The organism is Mesorhizobium sp. M7A.F.Ca.CA.003.01.2.1, from assembly GCF_003998945.1.
GTDB lineage: Bacteria > Pseudomonadota > Alphaproteobacteria > Rhizobiales > Rhizobiaceae > Mesorhizobium > Mesorhizobium ciceri.
In genome coordinates, this window is the sequence record NZ_RZRA01000877.1 from 1 (window position 1) to 2352 (window position 2352).

Consider the following 2352-nt stretch of genomic DNA (forward strand, 5'->3'; position numbering starts at 1 on the left):
GGTCTCGTCAGAAGTGGATCCAGAAGGATCTGCGGAAACATCTGCGGCGCCAATAGCCATTGCGCCAATAGCGACGGCAGACCCGCCTCCACCCGCGTCGGCGACGGCGGCGGTGCCATCTGCGGTGCCGCACCAACTCGACGCCATCCTGGACACCGGGACCATCCGGGTCGAGAATATCGTCGGACGGTTTGTCGAGCTCGTCGAGAATGCCGGGCCCCGTATTCGGGATGCCGGCCAAGGCGGTGGCAGGACGCGCGATTGCGACGACGGTCGCAGCCCCTGCCAGCCCAAGCATTCCAGTCAGAAACAATCGCCGATCCATGCCAACCTCCATCGTTGATCATTGCGACAAGGGAAGACATAGAGCGGCTGATTGACGCGCCCAGATGCCGAAGAAAATTGGGTCAATCGCTCTGCCGTGCCGGCGGCGGGCCTTTTTTGGCGATCTCTGACAATCCACGCGGCCAATGCGCCTGTTCCCGGGGATCATTCCTCCGACAAGCCGGCCGTCGTTGCGGCCGTTTCAATGCTCACCGACACGCCCTGGCGCAGGGAGTTGCTGACCGTGGAAATCGCCGCGGCCCTTGTAATGATCTCGGCCGGGTCGGAGCCGTCCAGCGTCGTGCATGAAACCGCCATGGTTGACGAGGTCGCGAGCAAAGGCTTGCCTTCGAGGTTCAGCGTCACGGTCACGGCGATCTTGTCGAGCGTTACGCCCATTTCCTCGGCGACGTAGCGAAGATCGTTGCAGAAGCAGCCGCCGATCGCCAGGGCAAGCAACTGGCCGCCATTGAAGCCCAGGCCCATGCCGCCGGCCTTGCCTTCGGGCCGGTCGACGATGATCGTGTGGCCGCCGGCCCAGCCCATGGCGGCTCGCGTGTCCTCCACATTGCGCAGTTCGACGGTCATCGAGACCATTGCGGATGTCCTCCCGGCAGGAGTCGACCAGGCTTCGGGCGTCGTCGACATACGGTCATTATGCAGGCGCAGAGGCGCCCTTGTCGCTAGGCAATGCCGCGCCCGCCATGTCATCAAGGATCGGACAATCCGGCCTTTCGTCGCCGTGACAGGCATGAATCAGTTTCTGCAGCGTCGAGCGCATCGACTGCAACTCGCGCACTTTCTCCTCGATCGCCGTGACATGGGCGGCGGCGATTTCGCGCACGTTTTGGCTGGCGCGGCTGCGATCCTGGTAAAGCGCCATCAGCTGGCGGCAATCGTCGATGGAAAAGCCGAGATTGCGCGCGCGGCGCAGGAAGGCCAGCCGATGGATGTCGTCTCCGGAATAATCGCGGTAGCCGTTGGCGGCGCGTGCCGGGGCGATCAGGCCGATCTCTTCATAGTAACGGATGGTCTTGGCCGGCAGGCCGGAGCGGTGGGCGGCGTCACCGACATTCATGACGGTTCTCCTCGATTTCCAGGAACCCATGGAGCAGGCCCCTTGAATTTGCTTCACAATCCTGTGAGTCCTGTTGCCAAAATGCCATAGTGATACGCTTACCGGTACGTCAAGGCAGGCATATAGGCATCGCGCGCTTGGCAAGCAAAGCAAATGCCAGCATGAATGATGATGAGAGAGCGGCCGACTCGTGCCGCCGAGTTTGGGCGGGGCACCGGATCACCTGATGCGCATGAAGTCGTTTGCAATCATCGCCGCACTGGCGCTCTCCACTGCTATCGCCGGTTGCAGCACCATCGGCTCGCAGATCTTCTCCAACGACTACGGCGCGGTCACCGACGCCGGTTATCAGCTGCCGCGCATCCCGATCGAGAAAGTGCCGATGAAGTACCATCGGCAGGAAGTGAACTACGATAGCCCGGAAAAGCCGGGCACGATCATCGTCGATACGCAGAACAAGTTCCTTTATTTCATCGAGGGCGACGGAAGGGCCATTCGCTACGGCATCGGCGTCGGCCGCGAGGGCTTCGAGTGGCATGGCACCGCCCACATTGCGCTCAAGCGCGAATGGCCGACCTGGACGCCGCCGAGGCAGATGATCCAGCGCCAGCCGGAATTGGAAAAGTTTGCCGGCGGCATGGAGCCGGGCCTGAAGAACCCGCTCGGCGCGCGCGCCATGTACCTGTTCAACAAGGGCGGTGATTCAGGCTATCGCCTGCATGGCAGCCCCGAATGGAATTCGATCGGCAAGGCGATGTCGTCTGGCTGCATCCGGCTGATGAATCAGGACATTATCGACCTCTATGACCGCGCCTCGGTCGGCGCCAAGGTCATCGTTCTCTAGAGGCAGTTTTCGTACGCGGACCGTCTAGGCAACAACGGACGTCCCAAGCAGAAAACCGGGCAATTCGGCCCGGTTTTCTGCTTGGGACGTCCGTTGTTGCCTAGAC

General features: G+C 61.9%; 3 protein-coding genes. 1 reads left to right on the top strand and 2 read right to left on the bottom strand.

Annotated elements, in window-relative coordinates; translation table 11 throughout:
• Positions 1-489 precede the first annotated feature (489 nt).
• Positions 490-921, bottom strand: coding sequence for an OsmC family protein (locus EN969_RS27025; protein WP_013528068.1), 432 nt, complete (start codon positions 919-921; stop codon positions 490-492).
• 58 nt (positions 922-979) lie between these two features.
• Positions 980-1402, bottom strand: coding sequence for a Cu(I)-responsive transcriptional regulator (cueR, locus tag EN969_RS27030; protein WP_024501803.1), 423 nt, complete (start codon positions 1400-1402; stop codon positions 980-982).
• Positions 1403-1628: 226 nt separating this feature from the next.
• Between cueR and EN969_RS27035 the strand changes: the two genes are divergently transcribed.
• Positions 1629-2246: a L,D-transpeptidase gene (locus EN969_RS27035; RefSeq protein ID WP_013528066.1), complete on the top strand. Its 618-nt coding sequence runs from the start codon at positions 1629-1631 to the stop codon at positions 2244-2246.
• The last annotated feature ends 106 nt before the right edge of the window (positions 2247-2352 follow it).

Excerpts from the sequence above, each read along its gene's own strand:
- EN969_RS27025 (WP_013528068.1), bottom strand. The coding sequence starts at position 921 with ATGGTCTCGATGACCGTCGAACTGCGCAATGTGGAGGACACGCGAGCC.
- cueR (WP_024501803.1), bottom strand. The coding sequence starts at position 1,402 with ATGAATGTCGGTGACGCCGCCCACCGCTCCGGCCTGCCGGCCAAGACC.
- EN969_RS27035 (WP_013528066.1), top strand. The coding sequence starts at position 1,629 with ATGCGCATGAAGTCGTTTGCAATCATCGCCGCACTGGCGCTCTCCACT.